This window comes from Cohnella sp. (assembly GCF_041641335.1).
Taxonomy (GTDB): Bacteria; Bacillota; Bacilli; order Paenibacillales; family Paenibacillaceae; genus Cohnella.
In genome coordinates this window covers 59,265-79,640 of record NZ_JBEPYQ010000015.1, presented here as the reverse complement: position 1 = coordinate 79,640, position 20,376 = coordinate 59,265, and the positions used below count along the sequence as shown (strand labels likewise).

Genomic DNA, 20,376 nt, shown 5'->3' with positions numbered 1-20,376 from the left:
CTGACGAATAGAAAGGATGATAGGAATGATCGGATTTTTGTATCGGTACGGACTTAACGCTTTTCGCGCCTTGCGCGACGACGAAGAGGGAATCGGGACGCTGGAGCTGGTGTTGATCGTGGCGGTGCTGATCGCTATCGTGCTCGTGTTCCGGGAAGAGATTATCGGATTTCTGAAAAGCTTGATGGAAAAAGTTGAGACCAAATCGGATGAAGTATTCGATTAACCTAAGCGAGAGAGAGCACTCGGGGAGCGGACGGGGAATGAAGGACTCGTCCGGTACGTTTACGCTCGAAGCGTCGATGCTGCTTCCCTGGGTGATGATGCTGACGTTTATGCTGCTCTTATTTGCCTTGTACATCTCGCAAGGGGCGCTGGTGTACTATAGTTCGTCCGTCATGACGGAGCGCGCCGCGTTCGGCTGGTCGAACTCATCTTCCGACCCGCTCACGGGCGGGTATCCCGCAGGCGAATACGATGGCCTATACTGGCGTCTGACCGACGATGCCCTCGTGCAGAGTCTGTTCGGACTCGCCTCGGGAGAAGCGGGAATACGAGTGGAGGTCTACCCGGGCATGGCGCCGGGGGAGGGAGGCTCCGCCGAGGACAAGCTTAAGAGCGCGGCTTATGCCGCTTCCGCCAAGCACCGCGTCGGCTCTGGGGAGCTGGGCTATCGGAACTTCAGCATTAAGCGCGAGATCGATGCGGAGCTCGTCAGCTCTTGGTTCTCGGTGCCGCTTGCCCGGTTCAAGGGAGGGGGGCCGGCCGATGCGAAGGTGTCCGCGCTCGTCGTGGAACCGGCGGAATTCGTCCGCTCGTTCGATCTGGTTCGCTACTACGCGGCCAAGCTGCGCAACGCCCCGGAAGGGAAGGAGAAATATCGCTCCCAGGCCGGCGAAGTCTTGAACAAGCGCAAATCGGCGCTCGGGAAAGGGGGGGCTGGGGGATGAAAAAGGCGCGGCGACAGGGGACGTCGGGATCCGTTTCCGTCTACTTCATAGCGGCGACGGCCTCGCTGTTCCTGCTGACCTCCCTGCTCATCGATTTCGCCCGCATTGCGGCTTTCCGCAAGCAGGCGGAGCTGTCGGTCAAGTCCGGCGTTCGTTCGGCGATGTCGTCGTTCGACCCGCTCATTTACGCCAGATACGGATTGTTTATACGGGGAGGGGAAGCCGCGAACGACGTATTCCGGACAACGCTGGAAGGAAACTCTCCGTCGGGGGATGGGGAAGCGTTTCCGTTCCTGGATACGCGCTGGGAACAGGCGGAGGTGACCGAGAGCCGGCCGCTTGCCGCCCACGACGTCTTCCGCAGGCAAGTTCTCGAAGAAATGAAGTACAAGGCGCCGATCGATCTTACGGTCGAGGTTGCTGCGCGCTTCAAAGGGTTGTCGGGCACGATGAAGGAAGCGACCCGCACGGTGGACCTGCTGGAGAAGATGCGCAAAGCCTACGATCGCAGGGAGAAGGCGTTCGACGACGCGTACGACAGCCAGAAGGAGCACGGCGCGAAGGCGGAACGGAAGGCCGAATCCGCTCTCGGCTCGGCGGGAGGAGTGGCAGGGGGCTACGACGACTATGTCTCGAAGAGAGAGGAGGACAAGTCGCGAAGGGAATCCCTTAGGGGGTGGGAGGAGGAGAAGAGCGCAAGGCTGGACAGCGGCGAAGTTCCGGAAGAGATCGAGAAGAGCAGGCCGGAAGGTCCGCGTTACGAGGCCGAAGTCGCCGCATACGAGTCTCGTGCCGTCTTGGCGGCGAGGGAGCTCGGGAAGGCGGCCGATGAAGCGCGAGCGGACTCCGAGGGCTTCGAATTCAAGGCGAAGGAGGCGCTGGGCAAAGCCAAGAGAGCGAACGAGGAGATGATGTCCATCGTGGAGCATTCGCGCGGCGCGGCCGGACCTATCGGCGGGGCGACCGAAGAAGCGATGGAAGCCGAGCATCGGCAAACGATGGAGGAGCTTCGCAGGTCCGCGGAAGATTTGATTTTGCCACCTTCTTTCTTCGAAGAGTACGAAGCCGAGATCGACCGGCAGTACTCGCAAGGGTTGTCGCTGGCAGGCGAGCTCGGCTCCTTGTCGTCCTTAATCGGCTCAGTTCCAGGTTCAACTGGAATGGGAGCGGCGTTAAGCGCAGCGGAAGCGCGGGCGAGAGAACGTCTTTCCGAGTTCTCCGGCGACTATGGGCCGGGAGGAAGAGTCGTTGCGAAGCGGCTGGAAATTTTGGTATCCCGTCGATCCTACGACGAGGAGCGCAAGCAGGAGGAGAGCAGGGCGGCATCCGAGTGGAGGAGCGCGGGGAACTTTCTCGGTTCGTTCTCCGGAAGATTAGGCTTGGACCAGGAGAAGGCAAGTTTCGAGCGGACGAGCGTGCTGTATGCAGCCAACCGGGAGTGGAATCGCGCCGAAGAGGAGGCCGGTCGAGCGCAAAGAAGCGGAGATTCTTCCCAGGGGAGAGACGAGGCGATGTCTTCGGTCAACGGTTTGCTGGACTTGCTGGAAGGAGCGGTGACGGGAGCGAGGGATCAGCTTTATTTCTCCGAGTATGCGCTTGGAAGATTGACGCATTTCGCTCCGTCGTCGGCGAAGGAATTGCTGGCCGGAGGGGAGGTTTCCCTGGATGTTCACAGCCAGGAGACCGAATACATCCTTTACGGACTGAACCATCCTTCCGGCAACATCGCGGCGGCGTACGGGGAAATTTTCGCTTTTCGCCTCGCGGTCCGAACGATGGAGGGGCTGATCGAGTGCCGGACGATGGGACATCCCTTGCTCGTCCTGGCCGCAGCCCTCGTCTACGGAATTACGCAAGCGATGGCGGATATGGGAGCTTTGCTAAGCGCCGGCAAAATCCAACTGTCGAAATACTTGAAGGCGGATACGTATTACACCGATTATTTGCGGCTGTTTCTTTTGCTGCATGGCGGGGGCGCGAATTCGACGGCAAGAACGATCGCGCTGATGGAGCACGCTTCCGGTCTCGATTTTCGCGGCGCCTACACGTATGCGAGCGGGGAAGGGACGGCAACGGTCCGATTGTGGTTTTTTCCCGGCTTGCTTAAGGCGATGGGGAAGGTTGGGAACCTGGGCGGATCGATAAAGGGGAATCGCTATGAGGCGACGTATATCGCGGATCATTCCTACGTATAGACGGCCGCGATCGGACCGGTCCGGGTCTGGCAGCGTGACGCTGGAGAGCGCGCTCGTCATGCCGATCTTCCTGCTGTTTATTCTGTTTTTGATCTTTCTCGCGCAGACGGCGGTCATCTCCATGGCGCTTCACGGCGCATTGTCGCAGACGGCGAGGCAGGCGGCTGCCGCATGGTATCCGGTGGCGCTGGCGACGGACAAAGCGAGAGGGTCGGAACTGAACCGGCAGATCGAGCAGTGGAACGACAAATGGCTAAGCGTAGCCGATTCGTTGCGCGAATACGGACAGTGGCTGCCCGCTCCGATGAACGAGTGGGCGGAGCGGGCTTCGAACGTATCGTTGTCGGTGGAGGAGCATGCCGCCAAGCTTGCGTTCGGAGAACTGATGAAGCAGTTCGCGGATCGGCGCGTGCTGAAGCTGTCCGACGTTCGGCTGACTTCCGTCGGACTTCCGGACGTTGAGGACCGCGCCGACGCTTACGTGACCTTGGAGGCGGAATATACGCTGCCGATGCGGGTTCCGTTCCTGGGGCGGAGGCTTGTCCTCCGTGAATCGGCCAGAGAGCGGGCGTGGATCGGCGGAAGTCCTTCGACCTCCCGACAAACCGAGGATGAAGGGGCCGGAGATCCGTTCGAGGTTTCGTTCGTGTCGCTCGAGCCGAACCCGGTGAAGCCGGGGCGCAAGGCGACGCTTGTCATACGGACGGCGCCTGGAGCCGTCGTCGATCTGTCCATCCTGTACAAGAGCGGCCCGAGCCAAGCGAAAAATCTCGGAAGAGCGACCGCCGACGCATCGGGACTGGCATCGTGGACATGGCACGTTTCCGGAAGGACGACGCCCGGCCAATGGGGCATGCAAGTATCGAACGGGGAAGGCGGAGTCTGGCAGCATTCGTTCGATGTCGCGGGCAAGACCGCGAACGAGGAGGAGAAGCGTTGAACTGGGGAGAGTGGCTCGTTGCCGGGACGTTGTTGGCCGCGGCTTGCTGGACGGATTTGCGCAGCATGCGGATTCCGAACGCGCTGAATGCCGTCTTCGCGGCGGGCGGTTTGGCGTATCAATTTATCGCGTATGGAGGAAGCGGATTGGCCTGGGCTTGTATCGGGTCGCTGTGCGGCATCGTGCCGCTGTACGCGATGAACCGTCTGGGCGGCATCGGCGGCGGAGACGTCAAATGGTTCGGGGCGTTCGGCACTTGGGCGGGGCCCGCGCTGACTTTCGAGCTGCTGCTGGTCTCCGTGCTGGTCGGGGGAGGAATCGCTTGCGGAATTTTGGCGCTGAGGGCGCCCGGCTTGCGAACGCTGGGAAAGAAGCTGAAGTGGCCATGGGGAGAGCATCCGGCAAGCGGGGGAAGGAAAGCGAAGTTTCCTTTTATGCTGGCGGTTGCTCCCGGATTTCTGATTTTACTGGGGAAGGGATAGAAGCGAATGAAGGCATTGCCGCTATCGGTAAGGTTCGAGCAGCGCAGAGGACATATCATGGTCGTGGAACGCGATCCGCCGTTGTCGCGCAGCGAGATCAACGAGACGCAGCTGCGCATGCTTCAGCGCTGCGAAGTGCGTTCGCTGCTTCCGCTTGAAGTGGAAGAGTGCGACGGCCGGGTCTCGCTAAGGTATTCTTTGGCCGGAACGCGGATGCTGTCGGAGGCGATGCGGGCATCCTGGTGGTCGATGAGCGAGATGATGGAGGCGTTGTGCAAGCTTGCGGATACGCTGGAGGAGTGCAGGTTGATTATGCTGGATGTCGAGCGGGTCCGGCTGCAGGACGAATTCATCTTCGCGGGGAACGAAGTTCAGGATTTGCGTTTTACTTATTTGCCTCTCGTTCTGCCTTCGCCCAATTGGAAAGACGATCTGGAGCGGTTGATCGTCAGATGGATGATGCGCGTGAAGGAGCCGGACGGGCCGATCTTCCAGCAAGTTTTGCGGTTGGTGTCCGGCGCGGAATTCGTGCCGTCGGCATTGGGGCGATTAGGCAGGGCATATTTGGCCGAAGCGTCTGGAGGAGCTGCATTTCCTTCTGCCAGCGTTCGCAAGGAGGAGCCTGGCGCTCCGCCTGTCCTATGGCCGAAGGCGGCAGCGCTTCAACAGGCCGAAGAAAATAAGCCGAGAAGCCGTTCGTGGGATCTTCTGCAGCCGGCTACCGAAGATCCGCAGCCGGTGTCCGAGCTTTGGGGAGAGCCGTCGCAGCATCGATACGACTCGGTAAGACAGAGGGACGAGGAGAACTCTGAAGAAGTTGGCGGCGGCGAACGATTCGATCCTGCCCGCTGGCGAATCATCGTCGTCTGCTCGGCATTGCTGTTGCTGGCAGCGGCTTGGAAGTTCGTGTACCTGGAACGGCCGGGCCAGCAGCAACTGCTGCTCTGCGTCTGCTTGACCTTGATCGCCGGAGCGGCGGCTATTCTGTTCTGGAATGGTCCGCCTATGCGGCTTGGACCGTTTCGTCGGGGAGAGGCATCTACCGAACCGGGACCGAGAGAGATCGAAGCCGCCTTCCGCAATCGATATGCGGCGAACGAAGCAAACGGAGCCGGCCCGGAATGGTCGCCTCCGGGGTTTGCGGCGGCAGCCAAGCCGCAGGAGCGGGATACGGGAGGCCCCCGTATTCCGGAGAGCGGCACGAATACGCCGGAGACGACGTGGATCTCCGGACAGGAGCGGACCGCTTTGCTGGATCGGCAGTCTTCACCGGAACCGGAACCGTATTGCTTGGTGTGGAAGTCGAAACACGAGCAGTTTCGAATCCCTCTGAGCGGCGATTCCCTCGTCATCGGACGATCCGAAGAGGCGGCCGACCATGTGGACGAGACGGACGGGATTTCTCGCTCCCATGTCGAGTTCGTGAAGGTGTCCGAACAGTGGAAGGTGAAAGACCTGGGCTCGCGCAACGGATCGCGGCTTAACAACAAGCCGATGGCTCCCTATGAGCTGTATGCGCTTCAGCCGGGAGATTGCCTGACGCTGGCTTGTTCGCAGTACCGTTTTCAACTGGCTGAGGGGGGCTAACCGTAACCGTCGTACAACGAAACTCCCGGATCGAGATAAAGAAAAGCCCTAGCGGGACAAGTCCCGCAGGGCCTCTTCGAGTTTAGGGAAGGCGAACTTGAATCCGTGATCGAGCAGCTTGCGGGGCATCGCCTTCTGCCCGGTCAGCACGAGCGTGCTCATCTCGCCGAGGGCGCCGCGCAGCAGGAAGCCCGGAACCGGGAACCAGTGCGGACGCTTCATGGCTTTGCCGAGCGCCCTGCCGAATTCGTCGTTGGATACCGGGTCGGGAGCGACCGCGTTCACGGGACCTTCGATCGACTTGTTATCCAGGCAGAACAAGATCAGGGAGACCATGTCCTGCAGATGAATCCAAGGCAGACCTTGCTTGCCGTCGCCTATGCGTCCCCCTCCGAACAGCCGGTACGGCAGCCGGATCAGCGGGAAAGCCCCGCCTTCCCGGGCGCAGACGAGCCCGATGCGCAGCTTGACGAGCCGCTTCGCGGGAATCAGATCCGCTGCCGCTTCCCAGCGGACGACGGTCTCGCCGAGGAAGTCGGCGGGCAGAGCGGGGGACGATTCGTCGAAGACTTGTTCGCCGGAGTGGCCGTACAGCGAAATTCCGGAAGCGTTCACGACGACTTCCGGCGGATAGCGCATGCGCTTCACGTGCTCGGCGATCCGTTCCGCGGCCTGCTCCCGGGAGCGGACGATCCGCTCCTTGGCCTTGTCGGTCCAACGCTGATTAATCGTTTCCCCGGTAAGGTTGACGATGCCGTCAAAACCCGACAGGCGATCGGGATCGGCGTCCCATTCTTCCCATGTCACGTAGCGAGGGTGGGGAAGCGCGCTGTCGTAGGGCGCGGCGGCCGTCTTCTTCCTCGTGACGATCCACACTTCGTCCCCTCTCGACAGCAGGGCGTGCGTTAAAGCTTTGCCGATAAACCCGGTTCCTCCGCACAGCAACAAGCGCATGCCGCGCCCCCTCCTCGGTAACGGTTATTCCTTGTCGATGGAGACGATCGTTTTCTGCTCGACCGTGCCCGCGTCTCCGTCTATTTTCTCAACGATATATTGGAATTTGACGGGAGTGTCCGGGTCCCAGGAGTCGACTTTCTCGGCGATTTCCGGGGTGACCTGGAATCCCGTCGGACCTTGCTCGGTCTCGATTTCAACGGAGTGGCTATCTTGAAGGCCAACGTATTTTCCCTTAGCTTCGATCCGTTCCGGAGAAGCGGACGGGCTCGGATTGTCCGAGTCGGGCGTCGGGCTCGCGGACGGACTGGCCGAGGCGGAGGGGCTGGCGGACGGAGAGGAACTCGTATTGTCGTTGCCGCTGCAAGCTGTCCCAATCAACGCCAGAGCCAACATGGCGGCTCCCAGTGTCATCGTCGTTCGGTTGCGTTTTTTCATCGTGTTGATGCACCTCCTAAGAGGTTAGACGAAGAATGTCGGCAAAGGTTTCGGTTTTTTCCGAACCTTCGCGGCGGATACGATTATTTCAGCAGGTGGCTGTAGGCGGAATAGTCGATTTGTTTCTTCTCCAGGAAGCTGATGAGACTCTTATGGTCGCGAGCCGGAGTCGCGCGTATGTAGCCCTCGATGCAGTGTTCTTTCGTCACTTCGGACGCGCCGCTCTCCACGGCAATCTGCCCGATCTTGGCTGCGATGGAATGGCTTGCAATATCGCGGAATGGAGTCGGAACCGGAGACACGAGCGTCTGCAGCATTTCCTTGGACTCGGGAGTCCACAGATCGCGGCTTCGTTCCACCCAATAATTTTGCCAATCGAGCTTGGATTTCCCGTCTCTCTGCGGGAGCACCTTGAGGAATTTGCGGAACATGAAGAAGCCGCCTATGCTCATGAACAAGACGAGCACGACCGTCCAGAACGCGATGAAATAAATAAACCAAGTTGGGGTCTCACCCATAACGATCACCTCATCTTGAAATTATACCGCATTCCTAGATTTATTTCGACGTTCGCGATACAATAGGGAAATAATTGCGACAACAAGCCCCGGACGTTCGGAAGGGGACGGAACGAATGGCGGGAGGAGCCGGAAAATGTTAAAAATCGGATCGCATGTTTCTTTCTCGGACAAGGGTTTGCTAACGGCCACGAAGGAGGCGTCCTCCTACGGATCGAGCACTTTCATGATTTATACGGGCGCGCCGCAGAACACTCGAAGGAAGCCGATCGAGGATCTGTACATTCCGCAGGGCAAGGAAGCGATGGCGGAAGCCGGCATCGGAGAGATCGTCGTGCATGCGCCTTATATCGTGAATCTGGGTTCTTATAAGGAAGATACTTATCGGTTGGCGGTCGATTTCCTTCAGGAGGAGATTCGCCGGACGCACAGCATCGGCGTCAAGAACATCGTGCTGCACCCCGGCGCGTATACGGAGAAGGACCCCGAATACGGCATCGCGCGCATTGCCGAAGGGCTGAACGAGGTGCTGGAAGGGACCAAGGAGACGGACGTGAACATCGCGCTCGAGACGATGGCAGGCAAAGGCACCGAGATCGGCCGCTCCTTCGAGGAGCTGGCGCAGATCATCGAGCGCGTCCGGCTGAACGAGCGTTTGACCGTCTGCATGGATACTTGCCACATTCACGATGCCGGCTACGATATCGTGGGCGACATCGACGGCGTGCTGCGCAAATTCGACGACATCGTCGGCCTTGACCGGATCGCGGTCGTGCACGTCAACGACAGCAAAAATCCGCTCGGAGCGGCGAAGGACCGTCATGCCCCGATCGGCTCCGGCTGGATCGGATACGAGGGGATCGCGGGAGTTGTCGGCCACGAGCTCTTGAAGGGCAAGCCTTTTATTCTCGAGACGCCGTGGATCGGCAAGAACGAACGCCCGATGTACGAAGCGGAGATCGCGATGCTCAGAGGGGACGCCGAAGAGAGATTCGGAGGCGAGTTCATGGTCGACGTCGAACGGCTGCACCATTTCTTCGATAAAGTCGGCATCGATTCCCGCCTGTACGTGCTGAGCACGTGGGAACTGCTGAAGTCCGACGCCAAAGCGAGAAAAGCCGACCCTCGCGAACCGATGGAGCGGCTGTACGATATGCTGCTGGAAAATCGCGTGTTCCCCGAAGATTACAGCGAAGAAGCAGTAAACCATCGCTTGCTCGCTTACTTGGCGGGCGAAGAGTGGCTGTCCCAACAATAACTTTCCTGCCTGGCTGCAGGCAGCGTCCATAAGAGAGGTAGAAGAAGAACGATGAGTCACACTTACCAGACGCAAGGAAACAAACGGCAGGATGACAAGAGCGTGCGGGCCCGCATGCTCATCTCCTGCCCGGACAAGGCGGGAATCGTCGCGGCGGTGTCCCAGTTCCTGTACGAGCAAGGAGCGAATATCGTCCAGTCGGATCAGTATACGATGGACCCGGAGGGCGGCATGTTCTTCATGCGGATCGAGTTCGATCTGCAGGAACTTGAGCAGCGCCTGCCTTCGCTTCAAGAGGATTTCACCCGCGTCGCCGACCGCTTCTCGATGAGATGGAGCGTCTTCCGCGCGGCACGCCGCAAGAGAATCGCGGTGTTCGTCTCCAAGGAGGACCACTGCTTGCTGGAGCTGCTCTGGCAATGGCAGGCCGGAGACCTCGACGCGGAGATCAGCATGGTCATCAGCAACCACGAGGACATGAGAGGCATCGTAGAATCGTTCGGAATTCCGTATCACTACGTGCCGGTCACGCCGGATACGAAAGCCGAAGCCGAGCAGAAGCAGCGCGAATTGACCGCCGGCAAGGTGGACCTGATCGTGCTCGCCCGCTACATGCAGATCGTGTCCCCGAAATTCATCGAGCAGTACCACAACCGGATCATTAACATCCATCACTCCTTCCTTCCGGCGTTCGTCGGGGGCAAGCCTTACCAGCAAGCTTACAATCGCGGGGTTAAGCTGATCGGGGCAACGGCACACTATGTAACGGAAGAGCTGGACGGAGGCCCGATCATCGAGCAGGACATCCAGCGCGTCAGCCATCGCGACAACGTCACCGAGCTAAAGCGGATCGGACGCCACATCGAGAGAATCGTTCTGGCCCGCGCCGTGAAGTGGCATGTGGAAGACAGGCTGCTCGTCTATCAAAACAAAACCGTCGTGTTCGTGTAAGCCGATGTGCCATTAACGAAATTCGCGTGTTACAATCAATCGAGCGCAAACCGTACGACTGCGGCGCAATCGCCGGCAGCGTACGCGAATAGACAAGAGGAGGGCTCTGTTTCATGACAGCCAGCACGAAAACGATCGATCAATTATCCGTAACGACGATCCGCACGCTTTCCATCGACGCGATCGAGAAAGCGAAGTCCGGCCACCCGGGCATGCCGATGGGAGCCGCCCCGATGGGGTATCAATTGTTCGCCAAATCGATGAAGCACAATCCGTCCAACCCGCAATGGATCGACCGCGACCGTTTCGTTCTGTCCGCGGGCCATGGCTCGATGCTGCTCTACTCCCTGCTGCACTTGAGCGGGTACGATCTTCCGATCGAAGAGTTGAAGAACTTCCGTCAATGGGGCTCCCTGACTCCGGGGCATCCCGAATTCGGCCATACGGCCGGTGTAGACGCGACGACAGGCCCGTTGGGCCAAGGCATCGCGATGGCTGTCGGCATGGCGATGGCGGAAGCGCAGCTGTCCGCTACGTATAACCGCGACGGCTTCGAGGTTATTAATCACTTTACATACTCCATCTGCGGAGACGGCGATTTGTCCGAGGGCGTCGCATCGGAAGCCGCTTCGATGGCCGGCCATCTGAAGCTGGGCAAGCTGGTCGTCCTGTACGATTCCAACGATATTTCGCTCGACGGCGAGCTTAGCCTGTCGTTCTCCGAGAACGTCGGCCAGCGCTTCGAAGCGTACGGCTGGCAATATCTTCGCGTAGAGGACGGCAACGATCTCGACGCGCTGAGCAAGGCGATCGAAGTCGCGCAAGCGGAGCTGGGCAAGCCGACGCTGATCGAAGTGAAGACGGTCATCGGCTACGGCTCCCCGAACAAGGGAGGCAAGGGCGGTCATGCAGGTCCGCACGGTTCCCCGCTCGGAACGGACGAAGCGAAGCTGACGAAGTCGTTCTACGAATGGCCTCACGAGGAATTCCACGTGCCCGAGGAAGTACGCGCTCATTTCGCGGCGATCAAGCAAGCGGGCGAACAGGCGAATGCGGCTTGGGAAGCTCAATTCGCCAAGTACAAAGCCGCTCATCCCGAGCTTGCTGCACAATTCGAGCAGGCGTTGTCCGGCACGCTCCCGGAAGGCTGGGACGCGGATCTGCCGGCGTATTCCACGGAGGACAAGCCGCTGTCTACGCGCGTCGCTTCCGGCAACGCGATCAACGGCCTGGCCAAGAACGTGCCTTATCTCGTAGGCGGCTCCGCCGACCTGGAAAGCTCGACAATGACGCATATGAAGGGACTGTCCGTCTATAAGCCGGGCAGCTACGACGGCCGCAACATCTACTTCGGCATTCGCGAATTCGCGATGGCCGCGGCGATGAACGGAATTATGCTGCACGGGGGCTTGAAAGTGTTCGGCGGCACGTTCTTCGTGTTCACCGATTACCTGCGTCCGGCCGTTCGTCTGGCGGCTCTGATGGGCTTGCCGGTCATATATGTTCTGACGCACGACAGCATCGCGGTCGGCGAAGACGGTCCGACGCACGAGCCGATCGAGCAGCTTGCTTCGATCCGCATCATTCCGAACTTGACGGTTATCCGTCCGGCCGACGGGAACGAGACTTCCGCGGCATGGGCATACGCGCTGCAGAACCGCGACAATCCGGTCGCGCTCGTACTAACTCGCCAAAACCTGCCGATCCTCGAAGGCACGGCAGCTTCCGCCCGCGACAATATCGCCAAGGGCGGCTACGTGATCTCCGAAGCGGCGAACGGCCAGCCTCAAGGCATTCTGATCGCGACGGGCTCCGAGGTGCAGCTGGCGGTCGCTTCCCAGAAAGCGCTGGCCGAGCAGGGCATCCACGTTCGCGTCGTGAGCCTGCCGAGCTTCGATCTGTTCGAGAAGCAGGACGCGAGCTACAAGGAAAGCGTGCTGCCGAAGGCGATCAAAGCCCGTCTGGCGATCGAGATGGCGCATCCGTTCGGATGGGAGCGTTACGTCGGCGATAACGGAGCGGTGCTGGGCATCTCTACGTTCGGAGCTTCCGCGCCGGGAGACCGCGTCATTAAAGAGTACGGATTTACGGTCGACAACGTCGTTGCCGAGTTCAAGAAATTGGTATAAACAGACAAGGGAGCTGGAGAGAAACGATGTCGCAGTTCAACAACGTATCCGTAGTCAAGAAAGCCAACGTGTATTTCGAAGGCAAGGTCACGAGCCGGGCGGTTCTGTTCGAGGACGGAACCAGGGTCACTCTGGGCATCATGCTCCCGGGCGAATACGAATTCGGCACGGCGCAGAAGGAAATCATGGATATTCAAGCGGGAGAGCTTTCCGTGCTGCTTCCGGGCAGCGACGAATGGCTGGACATCTCCGAGCCGACGAAGTTCGAAGTGCCGGCCAACTCCAGCTTTAAGCTCAAGGTCAAGACGGTAACGGATTACATTTGCTCGTATCTCGACTGAGCGAATTCCGTTAACGCCGGACAACCACTGCCGCCGAAGCAAGCGGCGGTGGTTGTTTTGCGTGAGCGCCGGATTCGGGTGTGGAGGCTTTAATGATGAAAAAGAGGCTGTTGGATTTCGTCATGCTCGCGGCGGGGGCGCTTCTGTTCGCGCTCTCGATCAATCTGTTCGCGATCCCGAACGAGTTCGGCGAAGGCGGCGTAACCGGGGTCACGATCATCCTCTATTATTTGTACGGGTGGTCGCCAGGCCTCGTTAGCCTGATTCTGAATTCGTTCCTGCTTATTGTCGGGTATAAATTCCTCGACCGAACGACCGTGGCGTATACGGTAATTACCGTGCTGCTGCTGTCCCTGTTTCTGTATTTGACGGAAGGTATGCGCATCGAGTCCCACGAGATCGTCGTGAACGCGATTTTCGGAGGGGTGATCGGCGGAGCGGGCATCGGCATTATCGTCCGGGCGGGCGGAACGACGGCCGGCTCGGTCATTCTGGCGCGGATCGCGCACAAGTACCTCGATTGGAACGTCAGCTATGCGCTGCTGTTCTTCGACCTGCTCGTCGTGTTCGGATCGTACTTCATTATCGGAGCCCAGGCGGTCATGCTGACGGTCGTCATGCTGTACATCGCGACGAAGGTGATGGATTTCATCATCGAAGGGCTTAATCCGAAGAAGGCGGTCACGATCATTTCTACGGAGCATGCGAAGATCGCCGACCAGGTCAATACGCTGATGGATCGGGGAGTGACGGTGCTGCACGGCCACGGATACTATACGAAGGCCGAGAAGCAGATTTTGTACATCGTCATCAGCAAGCAGGAGCTGAGCATGCTCAAGCGCATCGTGAAGGCGATCGACAAGAACGCGTTCATCACCATTCACGACGTACGCGACGTGTTCGGGGAAGGGTTTATCGAATTGTCCAAATAATTCCCATCGGGGGAAGCGCGGCAGGGCCGACAACCGTATGTCGGCCCTGCCGCGGGAGAACAAGCCGGTCAGCCTTGACCGGCGATATAATCTTGAAGCTGAAGGCGCTGATACAGCGGCAGGCCCGACAGAAGGCAGCCGTACTTGAAGGCGCCTTTCTTGCGTTCGATTCGAATGATCCGAGCGGTCATCGGCGGAAGCTGCGATTCCTGCAGGAAATGGATGACGATAAACATATCGTTCTCCAGCGGAAATTCCGATTCGATCTGGAGGCCGTCCTCCGACAGGTCGAGCAGGCGGCCGCGAACGGATTGACCGCGGAAGCCTCCGTCGCCTTCCCATTGATAGACGGACATCATAAGCGGAATGTCCAGCGGAACCCGCGTTTTCTTGCGGCGGTCCGATCCTTCCGATTGGGTCGGAGCATCCGCCGGAAGCGCGGCTTCGAGAGCCGCCGCGGAAGGTTCGCCGATCTTCCGGCCGATCCAGCTCTCGTACACGCGCGCAAGAGCCGCAAGATCGAGCTCGCCGTATCCGGCGGCTTGTCCGAGCTGGAACAGGCTCTTGGCGGACTCGAGCATCGGGGTCGAGACGCCGAGCGTGTCGGTTAGAACCGACGACAGCTTCAAGTCCTTCAGCATGAGCTCCAGCGAGAACTGTACGCTGTAGTCCTCCTCGATGATTTTCCTTCCTTTCAGATCCGCTTGTTTGCTGGCCGCTCCGCCTCCTTGCACGACGCGGAGGAAAGCGGATGCGTCGATGCCGCTCTTGGCGGCGATCGCCATGCCTTCGATCAAGCCCGCGGCGTTGATGCCGACGATCGTGTTATGGGCGAGCTTGGCGTTCGCGCCGCTGCCGCTCGGTCCCATATAGATTACTTCCCGCCCCATGGCCAGCAGCAGCTCCTCATGCTCGGCAACCGTCTTCCGGTCTCCTCCCGCCATGAAGAGCAGCGTGCCTTCGATGGCGGCCGGCTTGCTGCCGGTGACCGGCGCGTCGATGAAATCGCTGAACCGGTTCGCGGCTTCGGAGGCGAGCCGCCTGGCAAGCGCCGGAGAGATCGTGCTGCTGTCGATGATTGCCGTGCCGGGCTTCAACGCTTGAAACAGCCCGTTGTCTCCGAAGTACACTTCTTCGATCGCCTGATCGTTGCTGATCATCGTGATGACGACGTCGACGCGCTTGGCAATCTCGACGGGAGTAGCGGCGACGTCGGCTCCGAGTTCAACCAGGCGGTCGGCTTTGCCCGGAGTGCGGTTGTAGATGAGGACGGGATAATCTTTGCGCAGCAGATTGGCGGCCATCGGCTCTCCCATCGTGCCGAGGCCGATAAATCCGATCGATTTCATCTGAATCGTCTCCTTGTTCGATGTATGTCTCTATTATCCCGTTCTTTCGCCGTTAGCGGAAGAGTTCGACTGCAATTCGCCAAAATTCTTTTCGCGAGGGTGGAAATTGAATTCCATAAGTGATATCATATAAATATCAAATAAATATTAGATGTGGAGAGGTGACCCTATGACGACAACGAAAGCTTGGCATGTGAACGGATTTCTGGCGCTGCTGCTGGCGTTGGCATCTATTGTCGGAAGCGTGGTTCTGTTCGTCAATGCCGGCTCGGAGACGAGCGGCTTCCCGGGCGTTGAGCCTGAAGTAAACGGCTGGTTCATTGTCGGGGGAATTGCGCTGATACTCGTGTTCATCGTTTTGCTGACCTCGCTGACGATCGTGCAGCCCAATCAGGCGAAAATCATTACGTTTTTCGGACGGTACAAGGGGACGATTACGGAGAGCGGCCTATGGCTGGTCATCCCTTTTACGGGCAAGACGAAAGTATCGCTGAAGGTGCGAAACTTCAACAGCCAGACGCTGAAGGTGAACGACGCGGAAGGCAATCCGATCGAGATCGGCTGCGTCGTCGTGTTCAAGGTCGTCGATACGGCGAAGGCGGTATTCGACGTCGACAACTACAGCAAGTTCGTGGAAGTGCAGAGCGAGACGGCGATCCGCCATATCGCGGCTCATTACGCCTACGACACGTTCAACGACGAGCAGAAGACTTCGCTTAGAGGGAACGCGGACGAGGTATCGCAGGAGTTGACGCGCGAGCTGCAAACCCGGCTTTCCCTTGCGGGCGTCCAGGTGCTCGAGACGCGGCTTACCCATCTGGCGTACGCGCCCGAGATTGCCAGCGCGATGCTGCAGCGGCAGCAGGCGATCGCGATTATCGCGGCGAGACAGAAGATCGTGGAAGGGGCCGTGACGATGGTGGAATCCGCGCTCCAGCAGCTGAAGGACAACGGAATCGAGCTGGACGGGGAACGTCGCGCAGCAATGATCAACAATCTAATGGTCACGATCGTATCCGACCGGGCGGCGACGCCCGTGATCAACACGGGTACGATGTACGGGTAACGTGCGATGGCGAGGGAAAAGAAGGCGTTCCCGCTGCGGCTGGACGCCGAAATTCACCGCGCGGTGGAGAGGTGGGCGGAGGAGGAGTTTCGCAGCGTGAACGGGCATATCGAGTATCTGCTTCGCGAGGCGCTGCGCAGGGCCGGAAGACTCCCGACGGGGAACCGGCAAGCGCCGCCGGACTCTTCTCCGGACAATACGGACCAATAAATCGGAGCCTGCTTGCATCCATCGGGGATGGCAAGCGGGCTCCTCTTTTGTTAATCCAAATAGACGGTATCGTAAGGGTGCTCGATCGTGAGTCGCCGGAATTCTCCGGGCGTCAGCTTCAAATAGTGGCGGAAGATTTTGCCGAAATAGCTTGGGCTGTCGAACCCGCAACGGGCTCCGACCGACTGGATGCTGGCGTCGGTTCTTCGCAGCATCGTCACCGCGGCTTCGACTCTTCTTCGCTGAAGATAGGCTAGCGGCGAGTCGTTCTCCTTCCGCTGGAACAGCCTGCACAGGTAGGAGCGGGAGACGCCGCAGTGCGCCGCGATGTCTTCGAGCGAGAGCGGACGCGCGAAATTGTCGCGCATGAATCTTTTCGCCTGGCGGATCGCCGGATGCATGCCCGTTTCCTTGGCGGCGTAATTCGCGTCCGGGCGAAGAAGGGAGAGCAGCCACCTGTACAGCAGAACGGAAAGCTCCGCCGGATCCGACAATCGATCGACGGATACGGCGCGGTACATCTCCCAGAAAAGCGCGAGCGGCTGGGATTCGGCCGACAGCCGGACGACCGGCCCCTGCTTCTCGACGATTCTGTCCCACATGCGAAGCACGTCTTCCCCGCAGGCGTTCAGCCAGATGAAGGCCCAGGGCTGCGTGCCGTCCGGCGGGTAGTAGTACCGCTGCTCGCTCGGCACCCGGACGAGAAAGCCGCTCCCGACCGGAACTTCCCAGGTCTGTCCGTTCGTATCGACGCGGCCCTCCCCGCTTAACGTGTATTGGAATATCACGTGCCCCTTGTCGCTGCGGACCCGACAATCGTTGCCGTAGCCGGCTTCGGCGTCCGTCGTCCAGCCGAGCGAGTCGAGCGTCATATAAGGCAAAGCTTCGGAAGGGCGAAAGGCGAATGATCCCGGCTGCAGCATGATGAATTCTCCCGGATAACATTTTTTTATTCATTATACTATATGAACCGAAATATAAGGGATATTTCATTTTCGATTCCTACCATTGAGGTCAATATCGTTATAGAAAAGTGGAATATGTTCAGATTGTCGCCGGTATACCCGCTTGATAAGATAGAGCCATCTTCAATATGTGATCCACGAAGGAGCCTTGATGGGAATGACAGATCATCAACCGCAGTTTCAAACACGCTGTATCAGCTCGCTGGCGAAAGTGTTCGCCGACGAGGCTTTGTCGGAAGCGCCCCGCAATCGCGGGACGGCGCTATGGTCGGAGACGTATGCTTTTCAGGTCGCCTATCGTTCCGCCAGCTCCCTCTATCCGCTGCGCGTCGTCGTATCGTCCGAACTCGCGCCGTGGACGATCGTGCGTTCCGTCGGCTTGTCCCCTTCCGAGCTGCCAACGTTCGCGTATTCGGACGATTATGTGCTGAGAAAGACGCCGGGCTTGTATCCGGATCCGCTGTATCCGCTTCCCGAGGCCGGCTTGCGCGCCTATCCGGGGCAGTGGAGAGCGCTGTGGGTTACGGTCGAGCTGCCGACAAGAGCGGCATGGGAAGCGGCGGCAGGTTGTTCCGATTCCGGGGACGTTCGTACGTTTGGGCTGGACATCCGGTTCGAGGACGAAGCCGGAACGTCTCTGGGCAGCGAGCGATTCGTATTGAACGTTCTCCCTGCCGAACTGCCTGAGCAAAGACTTATTCATACAGAGTGGATGCACTGCGATTGCTTGGCCGTCTACTATAAAACGGAAATTTTCGGAGAGAAGCATTGGGAACTGATCGAGCGCTACGTGGAAAACGCGGTTCGGCACGGCATGAACATGCTGCTCACGCCGCTGTTTACGCCTCCTCTGGATACGGAGATCGGAGGGGAGCGGCCGACCGTCCAGCTCATCGACGTCGAGCGGACGCCTGAGGGGGAATACCGCTTCGGATTCGGCAAGCTGCTCAGATGGGTGGAGATGTGCGACCGCGCAGGCATTCGCTATCTGGAATTCTCCCATCTGTTCACCCAGTGGGGAGCGAAGCACGCGCCCAAGATCGTGGCGACGGTTACCGAAGGCGGAGAGACACGGGAGCAGCGGATTTTCGGCTGGGAGACGGATGCGGCCGGCGAGTCCTACCGCCACTTCCTGTCCCGGTTCCTGCCTGCGCTTGACGGCTTCATTCGCGAGCATAAGCTGGAGGACAGAAGCTACTTCCACGTCTCCGACGAGCCGAACCTGGAGCAGCTTGAAGATTATCGGAGAGCGAGCGCCATTCTGAAGGAGCACCTGGGGGCGTATCCTTTTATCGAAGCATTGTCGGATTACGGCTTCTACGAGCAAGGCCTCGTGCCGGTTCCGATTCCGGCCAACGATCACATTGACAAGTTTCTGGAGAACGGGGTTCCAGGGCTGTGGACGTATTATTGCTGCGGGCAATCGGTCGACGTGTCTAACCGTTTCTTCAACATGCCGTCGGCGCGCAATCGGATTTTGGGTTATCAGCTCTACAAGTACGGCATCAAGGGTTTCTTGCAGTGGGGCTTTAACTTTTGGCATACGCAGCATTCCCGGGAAGCGATCGATCCGTACCGGGTGACGGACGCAGGAGGCGCGTTCCCTTCCGGCGACGCGTTCGCCGTGTACCCCGGAGAGGAAGGTCCGATCGATTCGATTCGCTGGGAAGTGTTCCGCGAAGCGCTGCAGGATCTGAGAGCCTGCGAGCTGCTTGAATCGCTGGCGGGACGCCAGGAAGTGCTGGAACTGCTCGACGCGGGATTGCCGGATCAGATCACGTTCCGCAATTATCCTCGGGAGGCGTCCTGGCTGCTGGCCAAACGGGCGGAGATTAACGAACGGATTGCCAAGCGGGTTGGCGCATAAGCGTCTTCTCGGTCATAGTTCAGGGAGGAGAATGCAAGAATGAAAGAGAAAGTGATAATCGGTATGATCGGACTGGGGGCGCGCGGCGCCTCTCTGCTGGAAATGATCGTTCGCAACGCGAAAGACGTCGAGGTCGCGGCAGTATGCGATCTGTACGAGGATCGACGGGAAGCGGCTGCGGATTTGGTTGAGAAGGCGGGAGGCAAACGTCCTGTCGCGGTTGCGCGGTACGAGGACGTATTGGCGTTGGCCGACATCGACGCCGTCGTGATCGGCGCTTCCTGGGCGGCCCATCTCGACATCGCCATCGCAGCGATGGAGGCCGGCAAATACGTCGCCAGCGAAGTCGGCGGAGCGTATTCGGTTCAAGAATGCTGGAAGCTGGTTGAAACGTACGAGAGAACGAAAACGCCGGTTATGCTGATGGAAAACTGCTGTTACGGAAGAGAAGAGCTGATGGTGCTGAACATGGTGAAGCAGGGCGTCTTCGGGGAGATCGTCCACTGCGCCGGAGGTTACCATCACGATCTTCGCGGAGAAATCGCGGGCGGGGAGGAAAATCGGCACTACCGGCTGAACGAGTACATTCATCGCAATTGCGAAAACTATCCGACCCACGAGATCGGTCCGATCGCGCGGGTGCTGGATATTAACCGCGGCAACCGGATGATATCTCTCGTATCGGTGGCTTCCAAGGCAAGCGGGATGAAGGATTACATCAAGCGGGAGAAGGGCGGGGAGCATACTCTGGCGAACGTCGAGTTCGCGCAGGGCGATATCGTGACAACCGTCATTCGCTGCGCCCGCGGCGAGACGATCACGATTACGCTCGATACGACGCTGCCGAGATCGTATTCCCGGGGCTTCACGGTCAGAGGGACGAGAGGCATGTACATGGAGGACAATCAATCCATTTTCATAGACGGGCAGCACGATGAGTGCCACTTCGATTGGAAGGGCCAGTGGGGCAACGCGGAGAGCTACTATGAGCAATACGACCACCCGATCTGGAAAAAATTCGTCGAGGACGGCGTCAAAGGCGGCCACGGAGGCATGGACTGGCTCGTGTTCGAGGATTTCTTCGATTGCGCGAAAAACGGCAAGCCGACTCCGATCGATGTCTACGATATGGCGGTATGGATGAGCATCTCCGCGCTGTCCGAGGAATCGATCGCCTTGGGCGGGCATCCGGTTGCGTTTCCGGACTTTACGAACGGCAAGTGGACGACGAGGCGTTAGGAGGC

General features: G+C 59.1%; 19 protein-coding genes and 2 pseudogenes. 15 read left to right on the top strand and 6 right to left on the bottom strand.

Annotated elements, in window-relative coordinates; translation table 11 throughout:
* Nucleotides 1-25 precede the first annotated feature (25 nt).
* Genes ACESLM_RS07065 through ACESLM_RS07040 form a run of 6 tightly spaced genes read left to right on the top strand, consistent with a single transcriptional unit; the run spans nt 26 to nt 6,154 of the window.
* On the top strand, nt 26-226 hold the full coding sequence (locus ACESLM_RS07065; RefSeq protein WP_372630854.1) for a Flp1 family type IVb pilin: 201 nt from the start codon (nt 26-28) through the stop codon (nt 224-226).
* Between the two features lie 37 nt (nt 227-263).
* Nucleotides 264-950, top strand: a complete 687-nt coding sequence (locus tag ACESLM_RS07060) for a hypothetical protein (protein ID WP_372630853.1) — start codon at nt 264-266, stop codon at nt 948-950.
* Complete coding sequence (locus ACESLM_RS07055; protein WP_372630852.1) at nt 947-3,145, top strand: hypothetical protein; 2,199 nt, start codon at nt 947-949, stop codon at nt 3,143-3,145. Before ACESLM_RS07060 ends, ACESLM_RS07055 begins: the two co-directional genes overlap by 4 nt.
* Nucleotides 3,108-4,085, top strand: coding sequence for a TadE/TadG family type IV pilus assembly protein (locus ACESLM_RS07050; RefSeq protein WP_372630851.1), 978 nt, complete (start codon nt 3,108-3,110; stop codon nt 4,083-4,085). Before ACESLM_RS07055 ends, ACESLM_RS07050 begins: the two co-directional genes overlap by 38 nt.
* Entirely contained in the window at nt 4,082-4,567 is a 486-nt protein-coding gene (locus ACESLM_RS07045) for an A24 family peptidase (RefSeq protein WP_372630850.1), read from the top strand. Before ACESLM_RS07050 ends, ACESLM_RS07045 begins: the two co-directional genes overlap by 4 nt.
* 6 nt (nt 4,568-4,573) lie before the next feature.
* Nucleotides 4,574-6,154, top strand: coding sequence for a DUF6382 and FHA domain-containing protein (locus tag ACESLM_RS07040; protein WP_372630849.1), 1,581 nt, complete (start codon nt 4,574-4,576; stop codon nt 6,152-6,154).
* 48 nt (nt 6,155-6,202) lie between these two features.
* On the opposite strand, the gene ACESLM_RS07035 is transcribed toward ACESLM_RS07040, so the two are convergent.
* The 3 genes from ACESLM_RS07035 to ACESLM_RS07025 all read right to left on the bottom strand — a co-directional run bounded on the left by ACESLM_RS07035 (nt 6,203) and on the right by ACESLM_RS07025 (nt 8,064).
* Entirely contained in the window at nt 6,203-7,108 is a 906-nt protein-coding gene (locus tag ACESLM_RS07035; RefSeq protein WP_372630848.1) for a TIGR01777 family oxidoreductase, read from the bottom strand.
* Nucleotides 7,109-7,132: 24 nt separating this feature from the next.
* Nucleotides 7,133-7,546: a hypothetical protein gene (locus ACESLM_RS07030; RefSeq protein ID WP_372630847.1), complete on the bottom strand. Its 414-nt coding sequence runs from the start codon at nt 7,544-7,546 to the stop codon at nt 7,133-7,135.
* A gap of 83 nt (nt 7,547-7,629) precedes the next feature.
* Nucleotides 7,630-8,064 (bottom strand): DUF2621 family protein, encoded by a 435-nt coding sequence (locus ACESLM_RS07025; protein ID WP_094045160.1) that lies wholly within the window; start codon nt 8,062-8,064, stop codon nt 7,630-7,632.
* A gap of 136 nt (nt 8,065-8,200) precedes the next feature.
* Here ACESLM_RS07025 and ACESLM_RS07020 point away from each other — a divergent pair, with 136 nt between their 5' ends.
* From ACESLM_RS07020 to ACESLM_RS07000, 5 genes are all read left to right on the top strand, one after another.
* Complete coding sequence (locus tag ACESLM_RS07020) at nt 8,201-9,322, top strand: deoxyribonuclease IV (RefSeq protein WP_372630846.1); 1,122 nt, start codon at nt 8,201-8,203, stop codon at nt 9,320-9,322.
* Between the two features lie 51 nt (nt 9,323-9,373).
* Nucleotides 9,374-10,273 (top strand): formyltetrahydrofolate deformylase, encoded by a 900-nt coding sequence (gene purU / locus ACESLM_RS07015; RefSeq protein ID WP_094045164.1) that lies wholly within the window; start codon nt 9,374-9,376, stop codon nt 10,271-10,273.
* A gap of 113 nt (nt 10,274-10,386) precedes the next feature.
* Nucleotides 10,387-12,402, top strand: coding sequence for a transketolase (gene tkt / locus ACESLM_RS07010; protein WP_372630845.1), 2,016 nt, complete (start codon nt 10,387-10,389; stop codon nt 12,400-12,402).
* 26 nt (nt 12,403-12,428) lie between these two features.
* On the top strand, nt 12,429-12,743 hold the full coding sequence (ppnP, locus tag ACESLM_RS07005) for a pyrimidine/purine nucleoside phosphorylase (RefSeq protein WP_372630844.1): 315 nt from the start codon (nt 12,429-12,431) through the stop codon (nt 12,741-12,743).
* Nucleotides 12,744-12,838: 95 nt separating this feature from the next.
* On the top strand, nt 12,839-13,675 hold the full coding sequence (locus tag ACESLM_RS07000; RefSeq protein WP_372630842.1) for a YitT family protein: 837 nt from the start codon (nt 12,839-12,841) through the stop codon (nt 13,673-13,675).
* Nucleotides 13,676-13,743: 68 nt separating this feature from the next.
* Here ACESLM_RS07000 and ACESLM_RS06995 read toward each other — a convergent pair.
* Together ACESLM_RS06995 and ACESLM_RS06990 are read right to left on the bottom strand one after the other, a co-directional pair.
* Nucleotides 13,744-14,064 (bottom strand): annotated as a pseudogene (locus tag ACESLM_RS06995) (PilZ domain-containing protein); the annotation flags it as partial.
* 78 nt (nt 14,065-14,142) lie between these two features.
* Nucleotides 14,143-15,030: pseudogene (locus tag ACESLM_RS06990) on the bottom strand (NAD(P)-dependent oxidoreductase); the annotation flags it as partial.
* Between the two features lie 163 nt (nt 15,031-15,193).
* On the opposite strand from ACESLM_RS06990, the gene ACESLM_RS06985 reads away from it, so the two are divergent.
* On the top strand, nt 15,194-16,090 hold the full coding sequence (locus tag ACESLM_RS06985) for an SPFH domain-containing protein (protein WP_372630841.1): 897 nt from the start codon (nt 15,194-15,196) through the stop codon (nt 16,088-16,090).
* 6 nt (nt 16,091-16,096) lie between these two features.
* Nucleotides 16,097-16,300, top strand: a complete 204-nt coding sequence (locus tag ACESLM_RS06980; protein ID WP_372630840.1) for a type II toxin-antitoxin system antitoxin — start codon at nt 16,097-16,099, stop codon at nt 16,298-16,300.
* A 50-nt stretch (nt 16,301-16,350) separates the two neighbouring features.
* Here ACESLM_RS06980 and ACESLM_RS06975 read toward each other — a convergent pair whose 3' ends face one another.
* Nucleotides 16,351-17,223 (bottom strand): helix-turn-helix domain-containing protein, encoded by an 873-nt coding sequence (locus tag ACESLM_RS06975; RefSeq protein WP_372630839.1) that lies wholly within the window; start codon nt 17,221-17,223, stop codon nt 16,351-16,353.
* 199 nt (nt 17,224-17,422) lie between these two features.
* Between ACESLM_RS06975 and ACESLM_RS06970 the strand changes: the two genes are divergently transcribed.
* Both ACESLM_RS06970 and ACESLM_RS06965 read left to right on the top strand, forming a co-directional pair.
* The gene (locus tag ACESLM_RS06970) at nt 17,423-19,132 is read left to right on the top strand and encodes a DUF4091 domain-containing protein (protein ID WP_372630838.1); all 1,710 of its coding nucleotides are present in this window, start codon (nt 17,423-17,425) and stop codon (nt 19,130-19,132) included.
* Nucleotides 19,133-19,171: 39 nt separating this feature from the next.
* Nucleotides 19,172-20,371, top strand: a complete 1,200-nt coding sequence (locus ACESLM_RS06965; RefSeq protein ID WP_372630837.1) for a Gfo/Idh/MocA family protein — start codon at nt 19,172-19,174, stop codon at nt 20,369-20,371.
* Nucleotides 20,372-20,376 lie beyond the last annotated feature (5 nt).

Bases quoted from the DNA above. Each gene is read 5' to 3' on its own strand.
- ACESLM_RS07000 (WP_372630842.1), top strand. From the start codon at position 12,839: ATGAAAAAGAGGCTGTTGGATTTCGTCATGCTCGCGGCGGGGGCGCTT.
- ACESLM_RS07020 (WP_372630846.1), top strand. From the start codon at position 8,201: ATGTTAAAAATCGGATCGCATGTTTCTTTCTCGGACAAGGGTTTGCTA.
- ACESLM_RS07035 (WP_372630848.1), bottom strand. From the start codon at position 7,108: ATGCGCTTGTTGCTGTGCGGAGGAACCGGGTTTATCGGCAAAGCTTTA.
- ACESLM_RS07040 (WP_372630849.1), top strand. From the start codon at position 4,574: ATGAAGGCATTGCCGCTATCGGTAAGGTTCGAGCAGCGCAGAGGACAT.
- ACESLM_RS06965 (WP_372630837.1), top strand. From the start codon at position 19,172: ATGAAAGAGAAAGTGATAATCGGTATGATCGGACTGGGGGCGCGCGGC.
- ACESLM_RS06970 (WP_372630838.1), top strand. From the start codon at position 17,423: ATGACAGATCATCAACCGCAGTTTCAAACACGCTGTATCAGCTCGCTG.
- ACESLM_RS06985 (WP_372630841.1), top strand. From the start codon at position 15,194: ATGACGACAACGAAAGCTTGGCATGTGAACGGATTTCTGGCGCTGCTG.
- ACESLM_RS07060 (WP_372630853.1), top strand. From the start codon at position 264: ATGAAGGACTCGTCCGGTACGTTTACGCTCGAAGCGTCGATGCTGCTT.
- ACESLM_RS07055 (WP_372630852.1), top strand. From the start codon at position 947: ATGAAAAAGGCGCGGCGACAGGGGACGTCGGGATCCGTTTCCGTCTAC.
- purU (WP_094045164.1), top strand. From the start codon at position 9,374: ATGAGTCACACTTACCAGACGCAAGGAAACAAACGGCAGGATGACAAG.
- ACESLM_RS07025 (WP_094045160.1), bottom strand. From the start codon at position 8,064: ATGGGTGAGACCCCAACTTGGTTTATTTATTTCATCGCGTTCTGGACG.
- ACESLM_RS07065 (WP_372630854.1), top strand. From the start codon at position 26: ATGATCGGATTTTTGTATCGGTACGGACTTAACGCTTTTCGCGCCTTG.
- ACESLM_RS06980 (WP_372630840.1), top strand. From the start codon at position 16,097: ATGGCGAGGGAAAAGAAGGCGTTCCCGCTGCGGCTGGACGCCGAAATT.
- ppnP (WP_372630844.1), top strand. From the start codon at position 12,429: ATGTCGCAGTTCAACAACGTATCCGTAGTCAAGAAAGCCAACGTGTAT.
- ACESLM_RS06975 (WP_372630839.1), bottom strand. From the start codon at position 17,223: ATGCTGCAGCCGGGATCATTCGCCTTTCGCCCTTCCGAAGCTTTGCCT.
- tkt (WP_372630845.1), top strand. From the start codon at position 10,387: ATGACAGCCAGCACGAAAACGATCGATCAATTATCCGTAACGACGATC.
- ACESLM_RS07050 (WP_372630851.1), top strand. From the start codon at position 3,108: ATGAGGCGACGTATATCGCGGATCATTCCTACGTATAGACGGCCGCGA.
- ACESLM_RS07030 (WP_372630847.1), bottom strand. From the start codon at position 7,546: ATGAAAAAACGCAACCGAACGACGATGACACTGGGAGCCGCCATGTTG.